This is a genomic window from Actinoplanes sp. NBRC 101535 (assembly GCF_030269225.1).
Taxonomy (GTDB): Bacteria; Actinomycetota; Actinomycetes; order Mycobacteriales; family Micromonosporaceae; genus Actinoplanes; species Actinoplanes rectilineatus.
This window is the reverse complement of the sequence record NZ_BSSY01000021.1, coordinates 26055-49294: the sequence shown is the minus strand read 5'-3', so window position 1 is coordinate 49294 and position 23240 is coordinate 26055. Positions and strand designations below refer to the sequence as shown.

18 protein-coding genes are annotated in these 23240 nt (G+C 70.2%); 14 read left to right on the top strand and 4 right to left on the bottom strand.

The genetic code is table 11. From position 1 onward, the window contains the following. Window positions 1–30 precede the first annotated feature (30 nt). From QSK32_RS38305 to QSK32_RS38295, 3 genes are all read left to right on the top strand, one after another. Entirely contained in the window at window positions 31–2052 is a 2022-nt protein-coding gene (locus tag QSK32_RS38305) for an MDR family MFS transporter (RefSeq protein WP_285474690.1), read from the top strand. A gap of 30 nt (window positions 2053–2082) precedes the next feature. After that, the gene (locus QSK32_RS38300) at window positions 2083–3294 is read left to right on the top strand and encodes a DUF1444 domain-containing protein (RefSeq protein WP_045745611.1); all 1212 of its coding nucleotides are present in this window, start codon (window positions 2083–2085) and stop codon (window positions 3292–3294) included. 129 nt (window positions 3295–3423) lie between these two features. Further along, window positions 3424–5709: an FdhF/YdeP family oxidoreductase gene (locus tag QSK32_RS38295; RefSeq protein WP_045745610.1), complete on the top strand. Its 2286-nt coding sequence runs from the start codon at window positions 3424–3426 to the stop codon at window positions 5707–5709. 385 nt (window positions 5710–6094) lie between these two features. On the opposite strand, the gene QSK32_RS38290 is transcribed toward QSK32_RS38295, so the two are convergent. After that, window positions 6095–7063, bottom strand: coding sequence for a glycosyltransferase family 2 protein (locus QSK32_RS38290; RefSeq protein ID WP_285474689.1), 969 nt, complete (start codon window positions 7061–7063; stop codon window positions 6095–6097). A gap of 482 nt (window positions 7064–7545) precedes the next feature. Here QSK32_RS38290 and QSK32_RS38285 point away from each other — a divergent pair, with 482 nt between their 5' ends. The 9 genes from QSK32_RS38285 to QSK32_RS38245 are packed head-to-tail and all read left to right on the top strand — an operon-like array spanning window position 7546 to window position 16051. Then, window positions 7546–8565, top strand: coding sequence for an ABC transporter substrate-binding protein (locus tag QSK32_RS38285; RefSeq protein ID WP_285474688.1), 1020 nt, complete (start codon window positions 7546–7548; stop codon window positions 8563–8565). Then, window positions 8562–9311: an ABC transporter permease gene (locus QSK32_RS38280; protein WP_045739515.1), complete on the top strand. Its 750-nt coding sequence runs from the start codon at window positions 8562–8564 to the stop codon at window positions 9309–9311. The genes QSK32_RS38285 and QSK32_RS38280 overlap by 4 nt, the downstream gene beginning before the upstream one ends. After that, window positions 9304–10053 (top strand): ABC transporter ATP-binding protein, encoded by a 750-nt coding sequence (locus tag QSK32_RS38275; protein ID WP_045739516.1) that lies wholly within the window; start codon window positions 9304–9306, stop codon window positions 10051–10053. The genes QSK32_RS38280 and QSK32_RS38275 overlap by 8 nt, the downstream gene beginning before the upstream one ends. Beyond that, window positions 10050–10973, top strand: coding sequence for an ABC transporter substrate-binding protein (locus QSK32_RS38270; protein WP_285474687.1), 924 nt, complete (start codon window positions 10050–10052; stop codon window positions 10971–10973). The genes QSK32_RS38275 and QSK32_RS38270 overlap by 4 nt, the downstream gene beginning before the upstream one ends. Then, window positions 10970–12211 (top strand): TIGR03618 family F420-dependent PPOX class oxidoreductase, encoded by a 1242-nt coding sequence (locus tag QSK32_RS38265; RefSeq protein ID WP_285474686.1) that lies wholly within the window; start codon window positions 10970–10972, stop codon window positions 12209–12211. The genes QSK32_RS38270 and QSK32_RS38265 overlap by 4 nt, the downstream gene beginning before the upstream one ends. Beyond that, window positions 12208–12786, top strand: a complete 579-nt coding sequence (locus QSK32_RS38260; protein WP_052720015.1) for a nucleoside/nucleotide kinase family protein — start codon at window positions 12208–12210, stop codon at window positions 12784–12786. The genes QSK32_RS38265 and QSK32_RS38260 overlap by 4 nt, the downstream gene beginning before the upstream one ends. Further along, window positions 12783–14141 (top strand): LLM class flavin-dependent oxidoreductase, encoded by a 1359-nt coding sequence (locus QSK32_RS38255; RefSeq protein WP_285474685.1) that lies wholly within the window; start codon window positions 12783–12785, stop codon window positions 14139–14141. The genes QSK32_RS38260 and QSK32_RS38255 overlap by 4 nt, the downstream gene beginning before the upstream one ends. A gap of 59 nt (window positions 14142–14200) precedes the next feature. After that, on the top strand, window positions 14201–15175 hold the full coding sequence (locus QSK32_RS38250; protein ID WP_157410647.1) for a calcium-binding protein: 975 nt from the start codon (window positions 14201–14203) through the stop codon (window positions 15173–15175). A gap of 54 nt (window positions 15176–15229) precedes the next feature. Beyond that, the gene (locus QSK32_RS38245) at window positions 15230–16051 is read left to right on the top strand and encodes an SDR family oxidoreductase (RefSeq protein WP_285474684.1); all 822 of its coding nucleotides are present in this window, start codon (window positions 15230–15232) and stop codon (window positions 16049–16051) included. 2 nt (window positions 16052–16053) lie between these two features. Here QSK32_RS38245 and QSK32_RS38240 read toward each other — a convergent pair whose 3' ends face one another. Beyond that, window positions 16054–17928, bottom strand: a complete 1875-nt coding sequence (locus tag QSK32_RS38240; protein ID WP_285474683.1) for an APC family permease — start codon at window positions 17926–17928, stop codon at window positions 16054–16056. A 115-nt stretch (window positions 17929–18043) separates the two neighbouring features. After that, window positions 18044–19444, bottom strand: a complete 1401-nt coding sequence (locus QSK32_RS38235) for a glycosyltransferase family 39 protein (RefSeq protein ID WP_285474682.1) — start codon at window positions 19442–19444, stop codon at window positions 18044–18046. 260 nt (window positions 19445–19704) lie between these two features. Here QSK32_RS38235 and QSK32_RS38230 point away from each other — a divergent pair, with 260 nt between their 5' ends. Continuing rightward, the gene (locus tag QSK32_RS38230; protein WP_285474681.1) at window positions 19705–20940 is read left to right on the top strand and encodes a tellurite resistance TerB family protein; all 1236 of its coding nucleotides are present in this window, start codon (window positions 19705–19707) and stop codon (window positions 20938–20940) included. Continuing rightward, window positions 20930–22312 (top strand): hypothetical protein, encoded by a 1383-nt coding sequence (locus QSK32_RS38225; protein ID WP_285474680.1) that lies wholly within the window; start codon window positions 20930–20932, stop codon window positions 22310–22312. The genes QSK32_RS38230 and QSK32_RS38225 overlap by 11 nt, the downstream gene beginning before the upstream one ends. Here the strand turns inward: QSK32_RS38225 and QSK32_RS38220 are convergent. Continuing rightward, window positions 22305–23237 carry a 1-phosphofructokinase family hexose kinase gene (locus QSK32_RS38220; protein WP_285474679.1) on the bottom strand — a complete coding sequence of 311 codons (933 nt, stop codon included), beginning with the start codon at window positions 23235–23237 and terminating at the stop codon, window positions 22305–22307. The genes QSK32_RS38225 and QSK32_RS38220 overlap by 8 nt on opposite strands. Window positions 23238–23240 lie beyond the last annotated feature (3 nt).

Genomic DNA, 23240 nt, shown 5'->3' with positions numbered 1-23240 from the left:
GAGGCGGTCATTCCAGAAAACTCTTCAGGTATGTCGGCCACCGCACCGGCGATGCTCAGCCGGAGACAGATCAACGTCGTCTTCACCGCGATCCTGCTCGGCATGCTGCTCGCCGCCCTCGACCAGACCATCGTCTCGACCGCGCTGCCGACGATCGTCGTCGACCTCGGCGGTGCCGGGCACATGTCCTGGGTGGTCACCGCGTACCTGCTGGCCGAGACGGTGGCCACCGTGCTGGCCGGCAAGTTCGGCGACCTGTTCGGCCGCAAACTGGTCTTCCAGGTCAGCGCGATCGTCTTCGTGGCCGGCTCGGCGGTCTGCGGCGTCGCCCAGGACATGGCGATGCTGGTGGCCGCCCGCGCGGTCCAGGGCATCGGCGGCGGCGGCCTGATGGTCACCGCGATGGCGCTGATCGCCGACGTCATCCCGCTGCGCGACCGGGGCCGGTACCAGGGCGCGCTCGGCGCGGTCTTCGGCATCACCACGGTCGTCGGGCCCACCCTCGGTGGACTGTTCACCGACCACCTGAGCTGGCGCTGGGCGTTCTACATCAACGTGCCGATCGCGGTCGTGGTGATCGCCATGGCGGCCCGGGCCATCCCGTCGATCCGTTCCGGCGCCAAGCCGGTCGTCGACTACCTCGGCATCGCGCTGGTGGCCTCCGGCGCGACGAGCGTCATCCTGGCCCTGGAGTGGGGCGGCAACGAGTACGCCTGGGACTCCGCCGTCATCATCGGCCTGTTCGCCGGCTCGGTGGCCCTGTTCACCGCGTTCGTCCTCGTCGAACTGCGGGCCCCCGAACCGATGCTGCCGATGCGCCTGTTCCGCAACTCGGTCTTCACGGTCTGCTCCACGCTGGCCTTCATCGTCGGCTTCGCGATGCTCGGCGCGATGACGTTCCTGCCCACCTATCTGCAGTATGTGGACGGTGTCACCGCCACCGGATCCGGGGTCCGCACCCTGCCGATGGTCGCCGGGCTCTTCCTCTGCTCGATCCTCTCCGGCAACGTGGTCAGCCGCACCGGCCGGTACAAGATGTTCCCGATCGCGGGCGGGGCGGTGCTCACCCTGGGGCTGTACCTGATGTCGACCATGGGACCGGGCACCAGCACCGCGCTGGAGTCGTTCTACATGTTCGTGCTCGGCGCCGGCATCGGCCTGTCCATGCAGGTGCTCACCATCGTCGTGCAGAACACCGTGCCGTACAGCGACCTCGGGACCGCCACCTCCGGGGTGACCTTCTTCCGTACGCTCGGCAGCTCGTTCGGCACGGCCGTGTTCGGCACCCTCTACAGCAACCACCTGCAGCCGAAACTGGCCGCGGCGATCACCGCCTCCGGGATCTCGCCCGAGGCCGCCCTCTCCCCGGAGGCGCTGGACGCCACCGACCCGGCCGTCGCCGCCCCGGTGATCGCCGCGTACGCCGACGCGATCAACTACGTCTTCCGCTGGGTCGTGCCGGTCGCGTTCCTCGGCTTCCTGATCGCCTGGCTGCTCAAGGAGCTCCCGCTGCGCGACAGCGCCCGGGCCGCCGCCCCGGACGTGGGCGAGGGTTTCGCCCCGCCGGTCCCGGACGACCGGGTCACCCGACTCGAACGCGCGATCAGCGACACCATGCGCAAGGCGCACCGCGATCCGTCGCTCATCGAGGGGGTGCTCGCCGGCTCCGGCACCACGCTCAACCACGCCCAGGCGTGGGCGGTCGGGCAGACCCACCTGCACACCCAGGCCCGGGGCCGGGCCGGCGTCGCGGACATCGCCCGGCTGCACCGGATCCCGGCCGAGGTGCTGGAACCGGCGTTCGCCGAACTCTGCGCCGCCGGGTACGCCCGCCAGGACGGTGACGAGGTACGCCTGACCGACGCCGGTGAGGAGCAGTTCGACCGGGTCCGGGAGGCCTGGCGGCAGTGGCTCGACACCCATCTGGAGGACTTCGCCATGACCGAGCCCGGTGACCGTGCCCTGCTCGACCAGGCTCTCGGCAACATCGCCACCCGCCTGGTGGACGAGGAGGAAGCGGTCGGCGCCGGGATCGCACCCGGACGCTCTTGATCATCGGATCGGGTGGGCTAGGGTCCAGCAATGGGATTGCTGGACAGGTTCCTCGGCTCACCGGAGCGCCGGTTCGCCCAGCTGGCCCTCCGGGTGGCCCGGGCGACACCGGGGGTGGAGCGCGCGGTCTACCAGCCGGACGACTTCGCCATCGCGATCCACCGCACCGGCGGGGGCGGGCCCGCCCACCTCTACCTCTCCAACGTCTTCCGGGAGACCGCCTCGGCCGGGCCGGAGGAACGCCGGGAGCGGCTGGCCAAGCTGATCCGGCTGATGGCGTCGCCGCCGCCGGAGGACACCTGGGAGACCGTCCGCGGCAAGCTGCGCCCGGTGGTGCGCCCGGTGACGTTCGGGGTGGCCGGACCGGTCGGGATGCGCCCGCCGCTGTCGCGCCCGGCGATGCCGTTCCTGCGGGAGCTGGTGGTGGTCGACGCCCCGGACGCGATGTCCTACGTGATACCGGACCGTCTGGAGGAGTGGGGTGTCGCCGCCGAGGAGGTGTTCGACGCCGCCCGGGAGAACCTGTCCCGGATCGCCCGCCGGTCCCTGGAGCAGCGCTGGCCCGGCGGTCCGAGCGTGATCCGGATGCTCGACGACGGTGACGGCTACTTCACCTCGTTGCTGCTGAGCCCCGGCTGGCTGGCCGACGTGGGGGAGAAGATGGGCAGCCCGGTGCTGGCGTTCGCGCCGGACAACAACACGTTGCTGATCGCGCCGCTGCCGGACGAGGGCGCCCATCATCTGTACGGCCTGGTCGAGCAACACTTCCAGGAGGCGGTGCGCTATCTCTCGCCGGTCGGGTACGTCGCCGGCCCGGGTGGTGGCGCGGTGCCGTACACGCCGCAGGCCGGCCATCCGGATCACATGGCCGCGTGCCGTGCCGCCGCGGTGCTGGCCCTGACCGAGTACTCGAATCAGACCGACTGGCTGGCCGAGGAGTACGAGAAGGCCGGCGTCGACGTGCACGTCGGCCGGCTGATCGCGGTCGAGCCGTCCGACGGCGGTCCGGCCGAGACCATCGCCACCTGGGTCGACGGCGTGAGCACCCTGCTGCCGCGGGCCGACTCGGTGGCGTTCGCCAGTCCCGGATCCGGAATCGAGTTCCGGGTTTCGTGGCAGACGGTGGAGGAATATCTCCATCTGAGGCCGGAGCCGCTGCTGGCTCCGGCGCGCTACCGGGTGGACGGCTGGCCGCCCGCCTCGGTGCTCGCCGACCTGCGCGGACACGGCACAACTTCTTAACGAAACTTGCCTATACCGGCTTACACAGGGCAGGCTCGGCAGGACGGATGCTGTCGCGGCAAAGATCATCACGCCAGAGTCAGAGGTCCGTCACGTAAACCGCACAAGACCTGAACCTGGGAGGTCGGGATGTCTTCTTCGCCGCCACTCGATGAGGAAGAGGCCAACCTGCGGGTCGGGCAGCCTGCTGATCACGCCGCCGGTGTCAAAGCCGTCCGGCTCAGTCTCACCAACGCCGTGCAGAAGATGGGCGTCCGCAAGACGGTCCGCAACCTGCGCACGCTCAACCAGCACAACGGCGTCGACTGCATGAGTTGCGCCTGGCCCGATCCGGCCGGCCACCGGCACGCCGCCGAGTTCTGCGAGAACGGCGCCAAGGCCGTCTCCTGGGAGGGCACCCGCGACACCGTCGGCCCGGTCTTCTTCGCCGAGAACTCGATCGAGAGCCTCGCCGGGCAGACCGACTACTGGCTGGAGAAGCAGGGCCGGCTGACCCACCCGATGGTGCGCCGCCCGGGTGGCACGCACTACGAGCCGATCTCCTGGGCCGAGTCGTTCGCGCTGATCGGTGAGCACCTGTCCGGTCTGGCGTCGCCGCACGAGGCGGTCTTCTACACCTCCGGCCGGGCCAGCAACGAGGCCGCGTTCGTCTACCAGCTCCTCGCTCGGGCGTACGGGACGAACAACCTGCCGGACTGCTCCAACATGTGTCACGAGTCGACCGGTGTCGCGCTGATCCGCACGATCGGTGTCGGCAAGGGCTCGGTCACCCTGGAGGACCTGCACAAGGCCGATCTGATCGTGGTCTCCGGCCAGAACCCGGGCACCAACCACCCGCGCATGCTCACCGCGCTCGAGGTGGCCAAGCGGGACGGCGCCAAGATCCTGGCGATCAACCCGTTGCCCGAGGCCGGCCTGCTGCGCTTCCAGAACCCGCAGAACGCCCGCGGCGTGGTCGGCAAGGGCACCGGCCTGGCCGACAAGCTGCTGCAGATCCGCTCGAACGGTGACCTCGCCCTCTGGCAGGCCATCGGCCATCTCCTGCTGAAGAAGGAGGAGGCCGACCCGGGTTCGGTCGCGGACCGCGAGTTCATCGAGGCGCAGACCGTCGGCTTCGAGGACTGGGCCGAGAGCCTGGCCGAGATCGACCGGGACGCGATCCTCGCCGCGACCGGTCTGGCCTGGGAGCAGATCGAGGAGGCAGCCGACATGATGGCCACCTCGAAGCGGATCGTTCACTGCTGGGCGATGGGCATCACCCAGCACCGCAACTCGGTCGCCACGATCAAGGAGTTCGTCAACATCGCCCTGTTCCAGGGCATGATCGGCAAGCCGGGTGCCGGCCTCTGCCCGGTTCGTGGGCACTCCAACGTGCAGGGCGACCGGAGCATGGGCATCTGGGAGAAGCCGCCGGCGCTGTTCCTGGACCGGCTGCGTGACGAGTTCGGCTTCGAGCCGCCGCGCGAGCACGGTCACGACGCCGCCGACGCGGTGCGCGCCTTCCGGGACGGCAAGGCGAAGGTCTTCATCGCCCTCGGCGGCAACTTCGTGGCCGCGATGTCGGACACCGAGGTCACCGCGAAGGCGATGCGCGGCGCGGAACTGACCGTGCAGATCTCCACCAAGCTCAACCGCAGCCACATCGAGGCCGGCCGGACCGCGCTGATCCTGCCGACCCTGGGCCGGACCGAGAAGGACGAGACCGGCGGGCGCACCCAGCGGATCACCGTGGAGGACTCGATGTCCGCGGTGCACGCCTCCCGCGGCCGGTCCGAGCCGATCGGCACGCTGCTGCGTTCCGAGGTCGACATCCTGTGCAACATCGCGGACGCCGCCCTGGGCGAGGAACTGGACATCCCGTGGGGTGAGTTCGCCGAGGACTACGAGCGGATCCGGGAGCGGATCGGGCGGGTCGTGCCGGGCTGCGACGACTACGCCAACAAGATCAATAACGGTGGGTTCACCATGCCGCACCCGCCGCGGGACTCCCGCACCTTCCCGACGCAGGAGGGCAAGGGCGTCTTCACGGTCAGCCCGCTCGAGGTGATGACCGTGCCGGAGGGCCGGCTCGTGCTGCAGAGCCTGCGCAGCCACGACCAGTTCAACACCACCATCTACGGCCTCGACGACCGGTACCGCGGCGTCTACTCGGGCCGCCGGGTGGTCTTCATCAGCAAGGCCGACCTGGACGAGCTGGGCTTCGACAACGGCGAGATCGTCGACCTGGTCTCCGAGTGGGAGGACGGCCTGACCCGCCGCGCCGACCAGTTCCGCCTGGTCGAGTACGACACCCCGAAGGGCTGTGTCGCCGCGTACTACCCGGAGACGAACCCCCTGGTGCCGCTCGATTCGCAGGCCGAGGAGAGCGGGACCCCCACCTCGAAGTGGGTCGTCGTCCGCCTGGAGCGGCGCTAGACACCCTTTCGCAGTCAGGGTCTGCCTCTGTGGTGATTTCGGGCGCTCAGCGCGCCCGTATTCACCACACCGCCAGGGGTGTGGTGATTTGGGGCGTCGAGCGCGCCCGTATTCTCCACACCGCCAGGGGTGTGGTGATTTGGGGCGTCGAGCGCGCCCGTATTCTCCACACCGCCACGGGTGTGGTGATTTGGGGCGTCCAGCGCGCCCGTATTCACCACACCGCCACGGGTGTGGTGACTTCGGGCGTCCAGCGCGCCCGAAATCACCACGCGGATGGGCTTCGCACCCTGACCACGAAACGTGTCCAGCTTTACCACGCGATCCCTGCATGGAGCAGAAGAGCCCGGCAGCAGCGCTGCCGGGCCCTTCTCCATGAAAAGCGTCAGGCGGCGGTATCCGGAGAGGCGGCGGTGTTGTTCTCGAAGATGCCGGCGACGGTCTCCACGCCGCCGCCGAAGGCGGCGGCGAAGACGGCGGCCACCACGGCGCCGGCGCGGGCGGCGTGCACCATGCCCTGGCCGGTGCCGGCCTGGCCGAGGTTGCGGGCCACCGCGCGGGGCAGGGTGCGCCGCAGGTAGTCCTTCTCGGTGCCCAGCTCCTGGTCCTTCGGCATGAAGGCGGCCATCTGCACCTTGCCCCGGCCCTCGGCGTAGCACCGCTTGATCAGGAAGCCGAACGTCGAGCGTGCCGCCGGGACCTCGTGGTCGATGGTGGCGTGCGGGACGTACACCCAGTGGCCGTTGTTGACCGCGCTCATCCGCAGGCACAGCTCGGTGTCCTCGGGGCGGTTCTGGTCGCCCAGCTTGCCGAATCCGGTGCGGAACCCGCCGACCGCCAGGAACGCGTCCCGGCGCACGATCATGTTGGCGGACCAGACGTTGCGGATCGGCGAGGTGCTGGTCGGCATGCCGGTGTACGAGACGCCGACCGCCCAGAGCAGCTCGTCCGGCCACCAGGTCGGGCGCGGGCCTTCCCACGCCGGGATGATCCCGCCGCCGGTGCCGACCACGGCCGGGTCCTCGAACGGCACGACCTGCTCGGCCAGCCATGCCGGGCTGGCCACGGTGTCGTCGTCGAGGAACGCGATGAACGGGGTCCGGGTGTGGAAGGCGCCGGTGTTGCGGTTGCCCGAGGCGCCGCGCGCGTACGCGTTCTCCAGCACCGTCACGCCGGTGAACTCCTGCTTGACCCGGGCGGCCATCGAGGGGTTGTGGTCGACGACGACGACCACCTCGTCGGCGGGCAGCGTCTGGTTCAGGGCGGATGCGATGGTGCGGCTGAGCGAGGCCCACCGCTTCTCGCTGTGGGTCGGGATGACGATGCTGACAGCGCTGCTGTTATCAGGTTCCAAAGCCGGATACTCCTGGGCTTTTCATGTAAGGCGAGGGCGGGCGGCGCGTTCAGCTTTCCCCGGGTTGAAGACCGGGGAATTACATGAACATGACGATGGCGATCAACGAGCGGGGGATCCGGCGGGGCGGGGCCGACACTGCGCAGGGCCGGTGATCACGGACTCTCGCCTAGATTCCTGTGGCCGACCTGTGGTTTCGATAACGGCGGCTCGTGTTTTCGTTATAAGCCCGGAGTTTGTGACGCACGTGACTGGCAGGGCGTCCCGGACGTCCCGATGCGTCGCTTCAGCGCCGTTCTCGCAGTTCACACCAGATCGGCAGGTCTCCCGGAAATCTGAGGGGAGCACGAGTATTCCTATGAACTAAGTCTGACATGTGGGAAAGGTATGTAATGCCGGTCACTTAACTCTGGTGGCCCTCTCCGCGGGACACGTACGTTGCGGATCACTCAAGATCTTCTTCGACCGCAATGGAAGTCCCCATGCATAACGCGATCACCCGGCGCCGCGCCCTCGCCACCCTTGCCGCCGCCTCCGTCGCCCTCGCCACGGCCGCCTGCGGCAACGGTGACGAACCGGCCACCGGCGCGAGGGGCGAAGCCCTGACCAAGGTCCAGATCGCCCTGGACTGGACGCCGAACACCAACCACACCGGGCTCTACGTCGCGCAGGAGAAGGGCTTCTTCGCCGCGCACGGCCTGGAGGTGGAGATCGTCCAGCCCGGTGACGCCGACCCGGCCGCCCTGGTCGCCGCCGACAAGATCCCGTTTGCGATCAGCGCCCAGGAGGCGCTCACCACGGCCCGTGCCGAGGGCGCGCCGCTGGTCTCGATCGCCGCGGTCATCCAGCACAACACCTCCGGCTTCGCCTCGCCGAAGGACCGCAACCTGACCCGCCCCGCCCAGTACGCCGGCAAGACGTACGGCGGCTGGGGCGGCCCGATCGAGGATCCGCTGCTCAAGGCGGTCGTGCAGGCCGACGGCGGCGACCCGTCCACGGTCAAGAGCGTGAACGTCGGCGACGCGGACTTCTTCGCGGCCACCAAGAAGGGCATCGACTTCGAGTGGATCTTCTACGGCTGGACCGGCATCGAGGCCGAACTGCGCGGTGAGCCGGTGAACATCCAGTACGTCAAGGACTACGACCCGGCGCTCGACTTCTACACCCCGATCCTGATCACCAACGAGAAGCGCGTCTCCGGCGACGCCGACCTGGTCAAGAACTTCACCGCGGCGGTCTCCGAGGGGTACACGTACGCCGCGAAGAACGCCGGTGAGTCGGCGGACATCCTGCTCGAGGCCGCCCCCGACCTGGACGCCGACCTGGTGAAGAAGAGCCAGGAGTGGCTCAGCCCCCGTTACCAGGACGACGCCGCGCGCTGGGGCGAGCAGAAGAGCGAGATCTGGACCGGGTTCTCCGACTGGCTCTACCAGCAGAAGGTGCTGACCACCCAGGTCGACGGCACCAAGGCGTTCACCAACGAGTTCCTGCCGTCCGCATGAAGGTGAGGACGGCGCTGCCCCCGGCGATCACCGTCATCGCGCTGATCGCCGGGTGGCAGCTCTACACCACGCTCTCCGGCATCGACGCCTGGCTGCTGCCCAGCCCGGCCGGCATCTGGCAGGCCGCGGTCGAGCAGCGCGCGGCGCTCACCACGCACACCCTGGCCACCGCCGAACTGATGCTCTACGGCTTCGGCCTCGGGGTCGCCACCGGCCTGCTCGTCGCGGTCGTCCTGCACCTGCTGCCGGTGGTGCGCTCGGCCGTCTACCCGCTGTTGGTGATCAGCCAGAACGTGCCGATCATCGCGCTCGCTCCGCTGCTGGTGATCTGGCTCGGCTTCGGCATCGCCCCGAAACTCGTGGTGATCGTGCTGGTCTGCTTCTTCCCGATCGCGGTCGCCACCCTGGACGGGCTGAGCCGCAGCGACGCCCTGATCGCCGACTACATGCTGATGAGCGGCGCGAACCGGCGGCAGCTGTTCACCAAACTGCAGTGGCCGCACGCGCTGCCCACGATGTTCTCCGGCCTGAAGATCGCCGCCACCTACAGCGTCTTCGGCGCGATCATCTCGGAGTGGCTGGGCAGCGAGGAGGGCATCGGCCGCTACATGATCATCCAGAAGTCGGCGTTCCGCGCCGACCGGATGTTCGTCGCCATCGCGATCGTGGTGGCGCTCGCCCTCGTCGTCTTCGGCCTCGTCGTGCTCCTGGAGAGACTGACCGTGAAGGGGCGCCGCCGTGCCTGAGCATGCCTTGACCGTCCAGGCGCTGGACCACAGCTTCGGTGACCTCCAGGTCCTCGAGGGAATCGACCTGACCGTCGGCAAGGGCGAGTTCGTCTCCGTCGTCGGGCCCTCCGGCAGCGGCAAGAGCACCCTGTTCCACCTGATCGGCGGCCTGCTCACCCCGTCCGCCGGCCAGATCGCCATCAACGGGGAGCCGTCGGTCGGCCGACGTGGGCGGATCGGCTACATGCCGCAGCAGCCCGCCCTGATGCCGTGGCGCACCATCCAGGACAACGTGGTCCTGGCCCGGGAGATCAGCCGGAAGAAGGTAGACCGGGCCCAGGCGCGCGAGTGGCTGGCGCGGGTCGGCCTGGAGGACTTCGCCACGGCGTACCCCCATCAGCTCTCCGGCGGCATGCAGCAGCGTGTCGCGTTCCTCCGGGCGCTGCTCGCCGAGCAGGAACTGCTCTGCCTGGACGAGCCGTTCAGCGCACTGGACGCGATGACCCGCACCGAGATGCACCGCTGGCTGCTCGACATCTGGGAGGCCGACCGGCGGGCCATCCTCTTCGTCACGCACAACATCGAAGAGGCGCTGCTGCTCTCCGACACCGTCTACGTCTTCACCCGCCGCCCGGCCACCGTCCTGGAACGGATCACCGTGCCGTTCGGCCGTCCCCGCCGCGACGAGGTGGTCGACGACCCCGAGTTCGTCAAACTCCGCCGCCGCCTCACCGATCTCCTGACAGGTAGCCCCCGATGACCCTCACCCACGTGCGCGTGATGCTCGAGTACTTCCACCCGTGGACCAACGCGGCCGGCCTCTACGTCGCCAGCCGCCAGGGCTGGTACCGCGATGCCGGACTGGACGTCGAACTCACCGTCTTCGACTCGCTGCGCGGCGACACCCTGGAACACCTGGTCCGCGGCGAGGTGCACCTCGGCGTCTTCCCGACCAACCGGCTCCTGGTGCGCAGCGCCGCCGGCCAGCCGGTCACCGGCGTCGCCTCGATCAACCACCGGGGCATGGAGACCATCCAGAGCGTCGTCGGCCGCGGCATCGAACGCCCGCGTGACCTGGCCGGCAAGCGCCTCGCCCTGAACCCCACCCCACGTGGCGTCGCGATGGTCCGGCACCTGGTCGCGGCGGACGGCGGCGACCCGGACGCGGTCGAACTCGTCGACAGCGGATACCGCGAACTGAGCGTCGACGACATCGCCGACGGTGTGGTCGACGCGACCTTCGGCGGCTACTGGGCGTGGGACGCGCTCTTCGCCCAGCTCCCCGGCGAGCAGCGGATCGTCTGGCCGGTCGACGAGATCGGCGCACCGCCGTACCACAGCTATCTGCTCGGCACCGGCCCCGCGCTCACCGACCCCGGTCTGCTGCGCACCTTCCTCGAGGTCACCGCGCGCGGATACCGGTCCGCCACCGACGATCCGGCGGGCACACTCGAGGTCATGGACCGGGTGATCCCGTACTTCCCGCGCGGCATCCTCGCCCGCTCCCTCGAACTGATCGCGCCGACCTGGTGGCACGGCGACACCTGGGGCTCGATCCGCGAGGAACTGATGACGCCGTACACGTCGTGGCTCGCCGGCAACGGCATCCTGCCGGCGGACTTCGACTGGCGGCAGGCGATCGCCGCGGACGCCGCCGGGGTCGGGGCGCTGCCGCGATGACAACGTCGTTCCTCGGTCCCGCAGCCTTGGGGGTACGCCGTGAGCACGGTCCCGTCACGATCCTCGACGCGACGGTCGAGCTGGCGAAACCGGCGTACGACGGCGACCACACGTCGGCGTCCGGCCGTCCCGGCTGGGAGCGGGCGCACATCCCCGGCTCCCGGCACGCCGACCTGCTGGTCGCCCTGAGCGACCCGTCGGCGGCGTTCCACTTCGCCCACCCGTCCCCGGAGACGCTGGCCGCCGCGCTGGTGGAACTCGGGGTCCGGGACGGCGTTCCGGTGGTGGTCTACGACCGGGCCGGCGGCATCTGGGCGTCCCGGCTCTGGTGGCTGCTTGACTGGTTGGGCATCGAGGCCCACGTCCTGGACGGCGGCCTCGCCGCCTGGCAGGCCGAGGGACATCCGGTCGTGTCCGGGGCGGAATCCGCCGCCGTCACCGGCCCTCTGACCATCGAGCCACGGGACGGGCGATGGATCGGCCGGGCGGACCTGGAGGCGTGGACGGCCGGCGAGCACCAGGCCACCGTGCTGTGCGCGCTGGACCCGGCCTCCTACGCCGGGGATGTCCCGACGAGGTATTCCCGTCGTGGGCACATCCCGGGCACCGGCAACCTGCCCGCGCGGACCCTGCTCGACAGTGCCGGGCGGTTCCGGCCCGAACCGGAGTTGCGGGCCGTGCTCGGGGACCTCCTCGACGACCCGGCACCGATCTGGCTCTACTGCGGTGGCGGCATCTCGGCGACCCTGCTCGGCCTGGCCCTGCGGTCGCTCGGCCGCGAGGACGTCGCCCTCTACGACGGCTCGCTGGAGGAGTGGTCGGCCGACGCGTCGCTCCCGCTGGAACTCACGCTGCCCGCCGAGGTCCGGGAACTGCTCGACCGGCCCGAGTTCGCGGTGCTGTCCACCACGGACCCCGACGGGACGATCCAGTCGTCGGTGATGTGGGCCGGGCGCGACGGCGAGGAGGTGGTGATGGCCACCAAGGGCGGGCGCCGCAAGGTCCGCAACATCGCGCGGGACCCCCGGGTCACCGTGCTGGTCTACGACCGGCGGTCCCCGGTGTGCTACGCCGAGATCCGCGGCACCGCCCAGGTCACCGGCGAGGACGCGCACGCGCTGGTCGACGAGCTGGCCCGGCGCTACACCGGCGCCGACCACGTGGTGACCGACGCCGCCGAGGAGGCCGACCGGGTGGTCCTGCGGATCACCCCCACCCGGGTGCTGTTCCGCTCGTGAGCGCCGACGTCTGGCTCGCGGACGCCGTCGACCGGGTGCTGACCTGGTCCGCGGACCGCCAGCCGTCGGCCGGCCCGCGCCGGGTGCTCGCCGTCGAAGGACGGTCCGGGTCGGGCAAGACGACCCTCGCCGGGGCCGTCGCCGCACGACTGGACGCGCCCCTGATCCACATGGACGACCTGTACGCCGGATGGGACGGCCTGGACCGCGGCGTCAGCGAACTGCACGACCGGGTCCTCGCCCCGCTGCGGGACGGCCGCCCGGCGGTGTGGCGACGCTGGGACTGGGCGGCCGGGCACTACGCCGAGGACCATCCGGTACCGGACGCCGACTGGCTGGTCGTCGAAGGCGTGGGAGCCGGTGCACGGGTGCTCCGGGCGTACACCTGCGGGGTTGTCTGGGTGGAGAGCCCCACCGCGATGCGCAGGCGACGCGCCCTGGCCCGGGACGGAGCGACCTATCAGCCGCACTGGGAACGGTGGGCGCGGCACGAGGACGCGTTCTACGCGGCCGAGCAGGTCCGCGAGAACGCCACACTGATCATCGAGAACCGGGAACCGGGGAATCAACCATGAGCACCATCCGTCTGAACGGGCTGCGACAGTCCACCGTCGGGCACACCGCGATCGGCCTGTGGCGGCACCCGGACAGTCAGGCCCACCGGTACCGGGACCTGCCCTACTGGGTGGAGACCGCGCAGATCCTGGAACGCGGCCGGTTCGACGCGCTGTTCGTCGCCGACGCCCTCGGCCCCCTCGACGTCTACCAGGGCAGTGTGGACGCGGCACTGCGCGACGGCATCCAGACCCCCACCGACGACCCGCTGCTGCCGATCAGCGCGATGGCCGCCGCGACCGAACACCTCGGGTTCGCGGTGACCGTGTCGTCGACGTACGAGCTGCCCTACGCGTTCGCCCGCAAGATGACCACCCTCGACCACCTGACGAACGGCCGGATCGGCTGGAACATCGTCACGTCGGCGCTGGACAGCGCGGCCCGCAACCTCGGACTGGACCGGCAGCTGCCGCACGACGAGCGGTACGCGAAAGCCGAGGAGTTCATGGACGTCGTCTACAAGCTGTGGGAGGGCAGCTGGGCCGACGACGCCGTGGTCGCCTCCGGTGACCTGTTCGTGGACCCGTCCCGGGTGCGGCCGATCGAGCACCGGGGGAAGTACTACCAGGTGCCGGGCATCGCCCTGTCCGAACCGGGCATCCTGCGCACGCCGGTGCTCTACCAGGCCGGGACCTCGCGGGTCGGTCAGGCGTTCGCCGGACGGCACGCCGAGGGCGTGTTCCTCTCCGCCTACCTGCCGACGATGGCCAAGACCCTGGTCGACGGCGTCCACGCCGCCGCGGCGTCCGCCGGACGGAACCCGCAGTCGGTGAAGACGTTCGCCATCGCCACCGTCATCGTCGCCGAGACCGACGCCGAGGCGCGGGCCAAACTCGCCGACTACCAGCGGTACGCGAGCATCGAAGGCGCGCTGGCCCGCTGGAGCGCCCTGATGCACATCGACCTGTCCGCGCTGGACCTGGACAAACCCCTGGAATACGTGGAGACCGACGGCATCCGCGGCATGGTCGAACTGTTCACCACCCTCGACCCGAACCGCACGTGGACCCCGCGCGCGATCGCCGAGTTCGTCGGTGTGGGCGGCGGCGGCCCGGTGATCGTCGGCAGCCCGTCGACGGTCGCCGACGAACTGGAACGCTGGCAGCAGGAGTCCGGCGTGGACGGCTTCAACATCGCCGACCCCGTCCCGCCGGTCACCTTCCGCGACTTCGTCGACCTGGCCGTCCCGGAGTTGCAGCGCCGGGGTCTGGTGCGGACCGAGTACGAGGGCGCGTCCCTGCGCGAGACCTTCTACGGCCCCGGCGTCACCCGCGTCCACGACGACCATCCCGCGGCGGCGTACCGCTTCCGCTGACCGGTTGCGCACCCCCGCTACCGTGCGCGCGTGAACGACGATGGGACGGGGGAGTGACGTTGTTACGTACATCCTGGAAAGCCGGGGTGGGTCTGACCGTGCTGGCGACGGTGTCGGCCGGGTTGCTCGCCACCCCGGCCGAGGCCGCAGCCAAGGGCGTCGTGTCGACGATGTGGGGCACCCGGGTGGTCTACAAGGCGGCCAAGGGCGTGCAGAACAAGGTGGTGCTGAGCACCAAGGGCCTGACGACGATCGTCGACGACGTCGTCGCCATCAAGGCGGGCAAGGGTTGCAAGGCGGTCAAGGGCGACAAGACCAAGGTTACGTGCAAGCTCAAGCACAAACCGACGACCGTGCTGGTCTACACGTACGACCGTAAGGACCGCATCACCAACAAGACCGGCTCCGACATGCACGCGGAAGGCGGCAGCGGCCCGGACACGATCATCGGTGGCCCGCTCGGCGACGGGCTCTACGGTGGCTCCGGCGACGACATCCTGTACGGCCGCGGCGGCGGCGACGGCCTGAACGGCGAGGCCGGCCAGGACACGTTGTACGGCGAGGCCGGCGACGACTTCCTGAGCGGCGACTCGGGTACCGGAAAACTCTACGCCGACGTGCTCTCCGGCGGCACGGGCTCCGACACGGCGTCCTACAGCGGGTACACGAAGCCGATCACCGTCGACCTGGACGGTGCCGGCCGCGATGACGGCGCCGCCGGCGAACACGACACGGTCCGCACCGACGTCGAGAACATCTTCGGTGGCCGGGGCGCCGACCGCCTGACCGGCAACGCGGCAGCCAATGACATCAACGGCTACTTCGGTGATGACGTCATCCGCGGCGGCGAGGGTGACGACAAACTGACCGGCGGCGACGGCGTGGACCAGATCTACGGCGAGGCCGGTGACGACTTCCTGAACGGTTGGTCCGCGCCGTCAGCGTTGGACCTCCTCGACGGCGGCCCGAACGGCAGTGCCGGCGACTGGTGCTACGGCGAGGACACCGACCGCCGGACGGACTGCGAACGCTGATCCGATCGCGGTCTCTGCCCCTCCCGCACGCCCGGGGAGGGGCAGGATTGAGTCATGAGTGAGCAGACGATCGCGGTGACCGGGAGTACGGGACGGCTGGGCGGGCGGGTTGCCACGCGACTGGCTGCGCTGGGCGTACCCCAGAGGTTGCTGGTGCGGGACGCGGCGCGGGCGCCGCAGCTGGCCGGTGCGGAGGCGAGGGTCGCGGCCTTCGGTGACGGTGACGCGGTGCGGCAGGCGCTGGACGGTGTCGGGACGGTGCTGATGGTGTCGGCCTCGGAGACCCCGGACCGGGTGGCGCAGCACCGGACGTTCGTGGACGCGGCAGCCGAGGCCGGGGTGAGGCACCTCGTCTACATCTCGTTCTACGGCGCCTCGCCGGAGGCCACGTTCACTCTGGCCCGCGACCACTACGCCACCGAGGAACACATCCGCAACGTAGGAATGGAAGCGACATTCCTCCGCGACAACCTCTACGCCGACTTCCTCCCGGGACTGGTGGGCGAGGACGGGGTGATCCGCGGGCCGGCCGGTGACGGGGAGGTGGCCGCGGTGGCCCAGGACGACATCGCCGACGCCGCGGTGGCGGTGCTGCGCGACCCGGGCGCGCACGCCGGGCGCACCTACGAGCTGACCGGCCCGGAGGCGGTGAGTTTCGACGACATCGCCGACCTGCTCGGCGTCAAGTATCACGACGAGACGGTCGCTGAGGCGTACGCCTCGAGGGCCTCCTACAACGCACCGAGGTGGCAGCTGGACGCCTGGGTCTCCACCTACACCGCCATCGCCGCCGGCGAACTGGCCGGGGTGACCACCCACGTCGCCGACCTGACCGGGCACCCGGCCACCGGCATGGTGAAGCTGCTGCGGGGCTGAGCTCAGCCGACGTGGACGTGGGGGCGCCGGTCGCGTTCCGGTTCGGCCCGGCGGATCATCTCGCGGGTCACCGGCGCCACCTCACCCTGGCCGAAGATCAGGTACCGGACGAAGTTGGCGACCGGCTTGCCCTCGGTCCACTCGAAGTAGACGTGCGGCCGCCGGTGGGTGGTGTCGCGGATCCAGAGCAGCAGAGCGGCCAGCGCGCTCGGCACCGACGACCCCTCCACGCTGAGCACCCGGTACCGGTCGTGCAGCACCTCGCCGTGCAGGTGCAGCTCGGTCTCGAAGTCGGACGCGTCGCGCACGGTCACCTCGACGAAGATGATGTCGCGCTGGTCGGCCATGTCGTTGTCGGTGATGATCTGGGTGATCTTCTCGGAGTACTCGCGGGCGTCGCGGCGGTCCGGTTCGTTGGCGATCAGCCGGATCTGCCGGTCGCCCAGGTCGCGCAGGAAACCGGCGGCGGTCTCGTCGGCGTCGATGGTGGTGACCCGCAGCTCGAAGGAGCGGAAGATCCGGGACAGCAGCGAGACGATGAGGATGCCGGCGATGAAGCAGGCGGCGATCTTCACGCCGTCCGGGCGTTCCACCACGTTGGCGACGGTGGTGTACGCGAAGACCACGGTGATCACCCCGAACGCCCCGGTCCGGGCCCGCTGCCCGCGGCGGTGCGCGGAGAGCGTCACGGCCGTGGCCGCCGAGGTGATCAGCACGAGGACGCCGGTGGCGTACGCGCCGCCCTGCGCGTCCACGTCGGCGTCGAAGATCCAGGTGATCACGAACGCGGTGAGGGTGAAGACCAGCACCAGCGGGCGGACGGCCCGCGCCCAGTCCGGGGCCATGCCGAACTTGGGCAGGTAGCGGGGCACCAGGTTGAGCAGCCCGGCCATGGCGGAGGCGCCGGCGAACCAGAGGATCGCGATGGTGGACAGGTCGTAGATGCTGCCGAACACGTCACCGAGGTATCGGTGTGCCAGGAAGGCCAGGGCCCGCCCGTTCGCCTCGCCGCCGGGCTGGAACTGCTCGGCCGGGATCAGCACGGTGGTGGCGATGCTGCTGGTGATCAGGAAGACGCTCATGATGACCGCGGCCGTGGTCAGCAGGCGTTTGCCGCCACGGATCCGGGCCTGCAGGTCGCCCTTGATGTGCGGCATGACGGCGACGCCGGTCTCGAAGCCGGACAGGCCCAGCGCCAGTTTGGGGAAGACCAGCAGGGCGATGCCGACCATGGCGAGCGGGCTGCCGTGTGAGGTGGTCAGCGTGGTCGTCCAGTCGGTGACCGCGTGCGGGTGGGTGACGACCTGCCACAGCGCGGTGCCGACCACCACCACGTTCAGTCCGAGGTAGACGGCGACCAGGCCGACCGCGATCCCGATCGCCTCGGTGAATCCCTTGAGGAAGACCGCCCCGAGCAGGGCGATCAGCAGTAGCGTGATCAGGACCTCGTAGCCGTGCAGCGACTCCGGCCAGAACGGGTTCTCGTCGATGTGCGCCGTGGCGTCGGCCGCCGACAGGGTGATGGTGATGATGAAGTCGGTGGCCGCGAACCCGAGCAGCACGAGGACGAACAGTTTGCCCTTCCAGAAGGAGAGCAGCCGGACCAGCATCGCGATCGAGCCCTCGCCGTGCGGGCTGTCCGCGGCCACCCGCCGGTACACCGGAAGCGCGCCGAGCAGGGTGACCAGCACCAGGACGAAGGTGGCGAGCGGGGAGAGGACACCGGCGGCCAGCGCCGCGATGCCGGGCTGGTAGCCCAGGGTGGAGAAGTAGTCGACGCCGGTCAGGCACATCACCTTCCACCACGGATGCCCCTTGTCGGGTTTCTCCTCGGTGGAGCCGGTTTCGAGCAGCCAGTCGCGCATGGTGACGGTCATGGGGTGGCCTCCCGGCAGGATGGATCCGGCCGGTCGATTCCCGCCGCTCGTTTTCCGATCCTGACATCGGTCCCGGGCGGCGGGCGGTCCGCGAGGCGTTAACAAAACGTCAAAATCACGGGCGCCTCTCCAGTAGCGCGATGGCCAGCAGCTTGAAACCCCAGCGCTGCTCGACCCGGTACCCGGCCTCGATCCGCTTCCGCTTCGCCGGGGTCATGTCGGTCAGCAGATCCGCCGCGGGACTCACACCGACCACCCAGATCCGGTTCGGGGTGCCCAGGCAGGACGCCTCCGGGCACTCCTCGGCGAGCAGCGTGCCGTCCTCCCGCTGGCCCCGGACCCGCAGCACGTCCGGCGGCCGGGGCGCGGGCAGGTACCGCTCGTAGATGTCGCGCATCGCCCACGGGATGCTGTAGCGCCGGTCGGGGAAGACCACCACGTCACCGGGCTGCCAGCGGGGGCCGATCACCGCGGCGATCCGGGCCGAGTCCTGCCCGTGCCCGTCGGACTCGCGCAGTTCGGTGTGCACCGGGTAGGCCAGCACCGCGGTCAGCGCGAGCACCGCCACCGCCTGCGGCCGTCCGGCCCGGACCGCGGCGGCTCCGGCCAGGGCGGCGAGCGCGGGCAGCGCCACCAGGGCGTACCGGGGCACGAAGATCGGCGTCAGGACGCCCACCACCAGCAGCAGGACCGGGGGCACGAACGCCGCCGCGGCCAGGGCGGCGGTGGTCCGCCCGACGCCGAGAACCGCCAGGGCGAGCAGGATCCCGCCGCACGCCGCCGACACGAACATGTTCTGCGGCAGACCCTGCACGCTGTTCCAGTCGACCAGGGTGATCCACGAGATCTGCGCGCTCTGTGCCATCCCGCGCGCCGCCAGCAGCAGCGCCGGCACACTGCCGATCCCGGCGCCCAGCATGCACAGCAGCGCTGTGCGCACCTTCCACGGCCGCAGCACCAGCGGCACGGCCACCGCGTGCCCCGCCACCATCAGCATCCCGCCCAGCGGATGGGCCAGCCCGGCACCGGCCACCGCCGCCGTGTAGAGCGCCGTTCTCGTCACGGTCGGGCCTTCCAGCAGCCGTACCAGGGCGAGGAGCGCCAGCGCGGCGAACAGGATCACCAGGGCGTAGGGGCGGGCCTCCTGCGCATAGCGGGACACCACCGGGAGCAGCGCGAACAGCATCCCGGCGGCCAGCCCGGCACGATCACCACCGGCGCGCCGGCCCAGTGCCACCACAGCCAGGGCGGTCAGGGTCACCGCGATCACCGACGGGAGGCGCAAGGCAGTCGTGCCGGTTCCGGCGATTTTCGTGTACGCGTGAAGCACCCCGTAGTAGGGCAGCAGGATGACATCCACCGACCCGGTCAGCTGGCGCAGCTGATCCCAGGACAGGCGCACGGCGCCCCAGGTGGCCAGTTCGTCGGCCCAGAGCGACGCTCCGGTCAGCCGCCACATACCGAGCCCGGCGGCGGTGATCGCAGGAAGCACCCAGGTCAGTGCACGGGTGGTCACATCTTTGATGACGGTCTCCGGTGATCATGGATGGTGGAGCCCGCCGAGATTAGTCACCGATCGGCGGCGGTGGAAGCCGGTTCAGCGGAACAACGCGTGAATCCTGCCCCCGACCCGGGGTGCGTGTCGCGTCTCGCATGTGTATCGCATTACCGACGTGAAGAAAGGCGAATGGCGCCGGTCGCGAAGCCGTTCGGAGGACGCCGTTCCCCCGATGTCTCCCGATAATCTTTCGCCGAAGAACGGGGAAAGGGATGTCGATGAACCCTCGGGGACTCGGGTTGGGACGGCTGAAGGCGGTCGCCGATGCGGCTGGGCGGCGGGTTGCCGACAGCGCCGGCGCCGTCGGGCAGTTGGTCGCTGACACCGCCGGCGATGTCGGGCAGCGGGTCGCCGATGTGGCCGGTGACGTCGGGCAGCGGGTGGCCGATGCGGCCGGTGACGCGCAGGACATGGTGAAGCGTTCTGCCGAGCAGGTGAAAGCGAAGGTCGAGGACGTCACGGCCGGCCTGTCGGCGGGATCCTCCCGCGAGGACGCGGACTCCACCGATCTGTCCACGCTCAGCCCTGAGGTGAAGCTGCTCTATTGCCGCACATTGGTGAGCCTGGCGTTGGTCGACACCGTTCTCGATCCCCGCGAGATCGCCAATCTGTACCTTTTCGCATCGACGATCGGTCTCGACGGCGACGCGCGATCGGCGTTGCGCGGTGACATCACGGCGGCGCAACGCGGTGCGGAGACGCCCGGCACCACGGAAGAGCTGGCCCGGCAATTGCACGAGCTCCTCGCGGACGATCGGCGCGAGCCCGTGTTCACCATGCTGATCCGCGATCTGGTGCGCATTTCGCGTGCCGACCGGCATGCCGCCGACGTCGAGCGGGCACAGATCACGCTGGTCGCGGGACTCGTGTTCCCCGCGTCGGCCGGCGAGGTCGTGCAGGCGACCGAACGGCTGGTGATCGCCGAGGAGGACTTCGCCGCCGGCAAGGTCACCACCAGCCAGATGGAGACCACCACCAAGGAGATCGTCGCCAAGGTGGCCGCGTTCGGAACCCCGATCGCCGCCGTCAGCCTCGCCGGCAGCGTCTCCGGTCTCGGCGGGGCCGGCATCACCTCGGGTCTGGCGGCACTGGGGTTCGGGGGACTGCTGGGCCTGAGCGCGATGGTCACCGGGATCGGCACGGTGGTGATTCTCGGGGTCGTGGTCCACCAGGGCGCACGGTACGTACTGGCCACCAACGAGCGGGAGCGGGAGAACCGGCGCGAGTTCCTGATCCAGCAGGTCATCATGTGCCACCAGCAGGCGATGGCGGAGCTCACCGACGACATCGCGGGCCTCGCTCACCGGCTGGAGGCCGGCCTCGACCGGACCGTCCGCAACGAGGAACGGCTCATCACGCTCAAGGCCGAACTGGACGCCTTCCAGCAGGCCCTGATGAGTCTGCAGAGCAGCCAGGAAGCCTTCGAGCGGCGGGAACCGCTCAGTGTCGGCTGACCACCTCGCGGCTGCCGCGACGGTCGTGGCCCACCAGTCCGTGACGCTGACCGAGTTGCAGGGTCTGTTCGACCGGATGGACTTCGACCTCAGCGACATCCTCGACCGCGAGCAACGCGTCAGCGACGGCCTGGACACGGTCGAGTCCGAACTCGACGCTGTTCGTGCCCGCCTCCGGGCGTTGGGTGTCCATGTGCCGGCGCCCACGGTGGGAGTCCCGAGTGCCGAACCGTCGGGCCGTCCCCGGTACGCCGTGCCCCTCGTCCCGGCCGGCGGCGACTTCGATCAGCTCACCAGGCTCGCCGAGGCCCGGCTGGATCTGCTGGGTGTCGATCTGACCCGGGACCCGATCCAGCAGGTGATCCCGCACGACCAGATGACCGGCGGCCTGCGCGCGTACGCCGCGGAACACGGCGACGTGAGCTGGGACAAGACCGACTGGGCAGTCGTCCTGTTCGCCGGGGCGGTCGCGACCCTGCTCGACATCGTTCTCGTCCGCGTCCCCCGGGACGGAACCTTCCTCGGCAAGGAGCAGAAGGGATCGCCGCTCACCAAGTGGCTCCAGGACCGCGATCGTGGCCGGCAGATCCACAAGCAGTTCTTCAAGAAGTTCGAGAAGCTGGCCAAGGTTTCGTACGACGCCCCCACCACGGCGGCCACCGGAGGCCTGGTCAGCGGGATGCGGCCGGACACGCACCGGCTTCAGAGCTTCGGCCACGACCCCGCCCTCGGGTTCCTCGTCGGCGTGGCTGATCTGATGCACGGCACCGGCACCTACATCGACAGCGTCGGGAACCCGGTGCGGGTCTGGCCCGGGGCCGACCCGGTCGGCCTGATCAGCGCCCTCCTCACCCAGGTACGCCATCTGCTCTCCGACGTCTACACCCCGGCCGGTCTGCAGCCGCCGTTTTTCACCCTGCTCCAGTTGGGGCAGGTCGATTCCCCGTTCGCGCTGGGCCCGTCCGGGGTCAGGGTGCCGTGGACGGACGTCGCCCGGCACATGTATACACACGGCTACGACCTACGCCACTTCTTCACCATGGGCATCACCCCCGGCATCGTGTCCGCGATCATCCGCGGCTACTGGCTGCTCGACAGCTACGCCACCGGCGGCCACCGGGAGCAGCGGAAACGGGAGCACGCCAAACTCACCTCCATGCTGCTGCTCGGGCACACCATCGCCACCTCGGGCACGCTGCTCAAGACCGGCCTGGTGTTCGGCATGAACCCGGCGGCCCTCAACTACAACCAGCTCCTCGCCATGGCGCCCGCCACCATCGCCTGGGTGAAGGAGGCCGTCGCCCGCGACCACCGCATCAACCGGGCCCTGGAGAGGCAATGGGAGGTCCTCCTCGACACAGGCCCTAGCTGATGGGGGTCAGCCGGACCCGGCCGGTCAGCTCCTCGATCGCCTCGCGGCGGCCGGTGCCCAGACCGTGCCGGGTCACGTTCAGCGCGCCCGCCGCCGCCCCGGTCCGGACCGCCTCCCGCAGGTCACCGCCCTGGGAGAGGACCGTCGCGACGCCCGCGGTCATCGAGTCCCCGGCACCGCGGTGGTCGACCACCTGCAGGCTGGGCAGGGTGACCAGCATCGGGCGGTCGTCGATCAGGGCGATGCCCGGCTGGTCGGCCCGGCTGATCAGCACCGACGTGGCGCCCTCCTTGCGCAGGTCGTGGGCGGCGGCGACCAGGGTCTCCACGCTGTCGTCGGCGGCCCGGCCGGCGTCCAGCAGTTCCTCGTGGCTGACCTTGAGGAAGGCGACGCCGCCGTCGAGCACCGCGGTCAGGTGGTCGCCGGACAGGTCGGCCACCACGGTGCCGCCGTGGGCGGTCAGGTCGGCGGCGAGACGCCGGTACACCTCGGGGGCCACCACGTCCGGTGCGGCCGGGCCGGACAGGATGCTGACCCGCGAGCGCAGGCCGGCGGCGAGGGCGTGGCCGTACAACTCGTCCAGGTCGTGCCGGCCGAGCGGGGCGCCGGCGTGTTCGGCCACCGGGTCCCGGGAGCCGGTGCGGCGGTCGTGGACGTACCAGCCGCTGGCGCTGGACCGGCGGACGGTGTGTACCTCCAGCCGTTCCTGGGCGAGCAGGGATTCGATGACTCCGCCGATCTCGCCGCCGACCGCGGCGCAGAGGGTCACCGACGCGCCCAGCCCGGCGCACATCCGGGCCTGCCAGATGCCCTGCCCGCCGGGGTGGACGTGCAACTCCTCCTCGCCCGACTGCCGTTCGACGGTGACCGTCAGCTGCGGCACCGGGGCGAAGACCATGACGGTGCCTTTTTCCTGGAGAGCCATGGG